The sequence below is a fragment of the Moorena sp. SIO2C4 genome (genome assembly GCF_010672485.1).
Lineage (GTDB): Bacteria > Cyanobacteriota > Cyanobacteriia > Cyanobacteriales > Coleofasciculaceae > Moorena > Moorena producens.
This window is the reverse complement of sequence record NZ_JAAHGN010000512.1, coordinates 1-5,209: the sequence shown is the minus strand read 5'-3', so window position 1 is coordinate 5,209 and position 5,209 is coordinate 1. Positions and strand designations below refer to the sequence as shown.

The 5,209-nt window shown below is 40.0% G+C and carries 3 protein-coding genes; all 3 read left to right on the top strand.

What is annotated here, in order from left to right; genetic code table 11:
• Positions 1 to 1,463 (top strand): xanthine dehydrogenase family protein molybdopterin-binding subunit (locus F6K20_RS23240; RefSeq protein ID WP_287296181.1); only part of this gene is annotated, 1,463 nt, incomplete at its 5' end.
• Positions 1,464 to 1,632: 169 nt separating this feature from the next.
• A complete protein-coding gene (locus F6K20_RS23235; RefSeq protein ID WP_287296179.1) occupies positions 1,633 to 3,921 on the top strand; it encodes an NERD domain-containing protein in 2,289 nt (762 codons plus the stop codon).
• A 616-nt stretch (positions 3,922 to 4,537) separates the two neighbouring features.
• A complete protein-coding gene (locus tag F6K20_RS23230) occupies positions 4,538 to 5,152 on the top strand; it encodes a nuclear transport factor 2 family protein (RefSeq protein WP_287296177.1) in 615 nt (204 codons plus the stop codon).
• The last annotated feature ends 57 nt before the right edge of the window (positions 5,153 to 5,209 follow it).

Sequence of the window (5,209 nt, the reverse complement as noted above, 5' to 3'; positions counted from 1 at the left end):
TGTTTGGACTTCCCCCGGAAAAAGTCCGTATTATCATACCTTTTATTGGTGGGGGTTTTGGTTCTAAAGCCTTCCCTTGTCCCCATGCCATTCTTGGTGCAGCAGCTGCCCGTCAACTGCAACGTCCCCTGAAAGTTGTTCTCAGCCGTCGGCAAATGACCGCCAACGCCGGACACCGGTCTGAAACGGAACAAACGATTCGTTTAGGGGCAAATGCTGATGGTAGCTTGATGGCGATCGACCATGGGGTTAAATCCTGTACCTCACCAGTTGAGATTTTTACTGAACCTTGTACAGGCATTACACCAGCTATGTATGCTGCACCCAATCTGCGAACCCGTCAGGAATTGGCGGTGATGAACGTCGGCACACCTACATTCATGCGTGCCCCAGGGGAAAATCCGGGGTTATGGGCACTAGAATCAGCCATGGATGAATTGGCGTGGGAGTTAAAAATCGACCCAGTGGAACTGCGGTTAAAAAATGAAACTAAGGAACACCAGCGCCAGGGTTTACCTTTCTCTGCCAAGGATTTCGGGGAATGTTTGCGGCTGGGTGCGGAACAATTTGGGTGGCAAGATAGACCAAAACAGGTGCGTTCCCTCACCCGTGATGGTAAGCTGATTGGTTGGGGCATGGCGGCATCAACCTTCCCCGCTTTACGGAGTTCAGCCACAGTCACAGTGCGGTTGTTAGCCGATGGTACTGCCCATATCCTCACTAGTGGTAATGACATGGGTACTGGTGCATATACCATTGTTGCAGGTACAGCAGCCGAGGTATTGGGGCTAGCTGTAGAACAGGTACAGGTGGAGATGGGAGACTCCTTACTGCCAAATGGTGGGATGGCGGGTGGTTCCCAAATGACAGCAACCCTTGTACCAGCAGTGATGGCGGCTTGTGAAGAGGTTTTACAGACAGCTAAAGCGAAAACAGCCCAAGAAGCCTTTGCCACCCTGCATCAGTCGGGACAAGCTGCTTTTGAAGCGACAGCCTCTTCTGCAGCCGGTGAAGAGGGGAAGAAATGGGCATTCCAATCCTGGGGGGCACATTTTTGTGAAGTCAGCGTAGATGAAGACATTGCCCGCTTGCGCGTCAACCGTTGGGTGTCTGTGATGAATATTGGGCGAATAATGAATGCCAAAACTGCAGCGTCTCAGATACGAGGTGCTGTAATTATGGGTATTGGGCACGCCTTGATGGAAGCCTGTGATTTCGACCCCAATATTGGCTATCCTGTGGTTTACGACCTGGCTACCTATCATTATCCCAGTCATGCAGATATTCCCCGGATTCAGGTGACATTTGTGGGGGAACCCGACTATAACTTCAATCCCGCAGGGGTGCGGGGTGTGGGTGAAATTGGGATTACAGGAGTATCGGCTGCGATCGCTAATGCTATTTACCATGCTACAGGTAAACGTATCCGTGATTTACCAATTACACCTGATAAGTTGTTGTGACAGCAAAAGCTATCACCTTGTAGCTTTTTTTTCTTTAGTAATTCTCACCACAATCGGAGGTCTTGAACAACGGATTATGCATTAATAAATACCTCAATTATTAATGAATTTTAAATAAAATAAAACTGTAAACAATCATAAAATAACACATTATAAAGCCAATAGATAGATGGAATTTATTTCAACAAAAAACTTTGATAGTGAAGCTGAAAAAAATGTTTGGAATGCTATAAAACGACAATTCAATGAACAACCAGGTTACTGTTGGCATCGTTATCCCATTACTAGTTATAGTGGTCCTCGTTTAGAACCGGATATTATTATTATTCATCCTGAATGGGGATTAATTATCATAGAAGTAAAAGGATGCTATTTAGAAGATATTGAGGCTATTGAAGGGCATACTTGGTATATGCAAGATTGGTACAAAGACGAAATAGAACCCTATGACCAAGCTCAAAAGCATATGTGGGCTATTCTTGACAGATTAAAGCAGTTTAACCATGGATTTTTAAGAAATGAACAAGGAAATTGCAAAATAGCTGGTAAGGCTTTTGTTGCTTTACCATATGTAAGTGAACCACTATGGAAAAAGCGATTTCAAGAGCATTTATCTGCACCTAAATGGGAATTAATATTTTCAGGGGATTTAGAAGATGATCAACTATATCAAAGAATTATTAATTCACCGATTAAACAAAAATATCCTTTTCAAGAAGATTCTGAGGAATGGAAAACTGCTATAGCAGTAATTACAGGTTCACAAGGAATTCAATCTAAAAAACGCAGACCTACTAAAAAGCAAGACAGTAAAGCTGCTTTTCTAAGAAAAGTTGAGGAAAAAATCAAAACTTTTGACAGTCAACAACATAAAGTTGCCGTTCAAACTCCTGCTGGACCTCAAAGAATTAGAGGGCTTGCTGGAACAGGTAAAACAGTAGTTTTAGCTCAAAAAGCTGCATATATGCACGTTCAAAATCCCGATTGGTCAATTGTTTATACATTTTATTCTCGCTCTCTATACGAACAAATTATTAATTATATCACTCGTTTTGTTCAAGAGTTTTCAAGAGGAGAATTAGAAGAACCAAATCGGGATAAAATTCATATACTTCACGCATGGGGAGGGTCAGAACAATCTGGGCTATATCAGCAAGTTACAGCTACAATGAACACTGCTTTCAGAAACTTTAATAACGCTAGAAGTTACTTTGGTACATCTAGTGGAAGATTTGCTTTTAATGGATGCTGTGGCGAATTATTAGAGCATGAAAACGAAATCCCAGAATTTTTTGATGCAATTCTTATTGATGAAGCTCAAGATTTGGGTGAAAATTATTTCCGACTATGTTATGAGTTACTGAAACAACCCAAAAGAATAATTTGGGGATATGATGAGGTTCAAAGTCTTGAAGAATTAGAGATTCCAACCGCTGAGAGTCTTTTTGGAAAAGATATTGATGGTAATCCACTGGTTAGTCTCGATGGAGTTTATCCAGGGGAGATTGAAAAAGATATGATTTTATATCATTGTTATAGAAATCCTAGACCTGTTTTAATTGCTGCTCATGCTTTCGGTTTAGGTTTAAGACGAAGAGGAGGTGCAGTTCAATTTATTAATACAGTGGGTGGATGGCAAGATATAGGATATGAAGTGGAACAGGTAAATAGTAATGAATTAATTACAGGTCAAGAAATTACTCTTCATCGCCCTAAGTCTAATTCTCCTCATTTACTGGAAGAATTAGTAGGGTATCATAATTTGATACAATATCAAAATTTTGAGAATAGATATCAAGAACTTGAATGGATAATCAACGACATCGAAAAAAACATTAAAGAAGAAGAATTAAAACCTGATGAAATTGCAATTATTGCCTTAGATAGTAGAAAGAAAATTGCCGATCAAGAATATGAGTATTTGTATAAAGGTTTAGAAAATAAAAAAATACAATCTGTCAGAATAGGAACTGATACTTCTGCTGATATATTTCGTTCACAGGGATGTGTAACTATAACAAGTGTTTTTCGTGCTAAAGGCAATGAAGCATCTGTTGTATATGTTTACGGTTTTGAAAATATTGCAAAATCAACTGATATTGTCAAACAACGAAATATTGCTTTTACTGCAATGACAAGAACTAAAGGTTGGTTAACTATTACAGGTGTTGGAGAAGAAAGTAAGTTATTATTTAGAGAAATACAAGGTATTTTAGAAGAAATTGGTCGTGTTAAATTCATTGTTCCCGACATGAATAAAATTCAACGTAATCTTGAAACTTATGAAAATCAGCGTAGGAGAAAACGTACACAAAAAGCACAAAAATCTCTTGTGCAATTGTTAAAAGATAGAGCAGATGTCAATCCAGAAGATTTACCATTAGACCAACGCAAAAAACTTCTCAAATGGTTACTTAGCAATAATAAAGATATTGATGATTTACTCTCTGATAAATAAAAAATTACTGTTTTTATTTTGGTTATAGGGAGTTAGAAGGGCGATCTATCTTGGAGGTATAGAGAAGTTGAGATGAGATCGCTTTTTGGTAATCTGGGAAAGATGATGGTGTGATCGCTTCTGACTGAAGTTCTCCCTGCTAAAAATCACGAAATCCTTTGCTGAAAGTGGTTTCAGGGATTTTTAAATTGTCCTTACTGGTTACATTTGTGTGCAACGAGTTATATCTAAATTATTTGTAAGCATTCAGGTGGTGGGGTTGACAAAAGGGGAAAGATGATTAGTATTTTAGAACCATGGAAATTAAACCGTCAGCTATCCCAAATAGGTTTGAAGCTCTGGAACTGCTGCCCCAATCAGTTCTGGTGGAGCTGGTGCTGCAACTGCCAACTAGGGAATTGAACAACTGATTGCGGAGGTGGAACGGCTCAAAAGTCTGTGGTCGAAAAACAGGCAGACTTCATCTGCGATCGCTAATGCTATTTAGCATGCTACAGGTAAATGTATCCGTGATTTACCAATTACACCAGATAAGTTTTGGAAAGGTGCTTTTGTTAATCCCTGCCATGCAGGTTTAGCACTAAATGCTTACTTAAAATCTAAAATCTAAAATCTCATGACCACACCTGCCCATAATCTGATCCAGTCCATGTATGAAGCAATCAATCGTAGGGATGTTAACGCTGCGATGGAGTGGATAGACGACCAGTGTATTTACGAGGATCTCAACTTTTCCCAACCATTCAAAGGAAAGGAAGCTGTTAGACAACTTCTGGAAGAATCCTGTCAAGGTATGCCGGATGATTTAAAATTTGTCATTGACGATATCACCACAGGGGATCCCCTGGCAGTAGGAGTACTATGGCACGTTGAGTTAGACGGCATTCCCTTTCCCAACGGACGAGGTGTTAGCTTTTATCGTTTTTCTGAGGTAACTGGCAAGTTAGTTTTAGCCCGTGATCTGGTTGAACCCCCCATAAAACCAGGGAAGGCCGCATTCTTTATCATCCGACTGGTATCTCCGCTGATACGGCGACTGCTGAAACCTCGGCAAAATAAAAGTACCAGGCAAATCTCTACCTTAGGCCAAGGGATTCCAAAAAGTCAAGGGTTTCTTGCTATAGTATTTGGGTTAATAGCGATCGCTTATATTTACATTCTGTTGCTATCCCCAGGCCATTGGGGCCAAACTAACAAAATACACCATCACATACAAAGATGCCACTGTTGATGTATTTACTTGGAAGGTAAATATGAAGATATGTTTAAGGATGCTACAGAACATTAT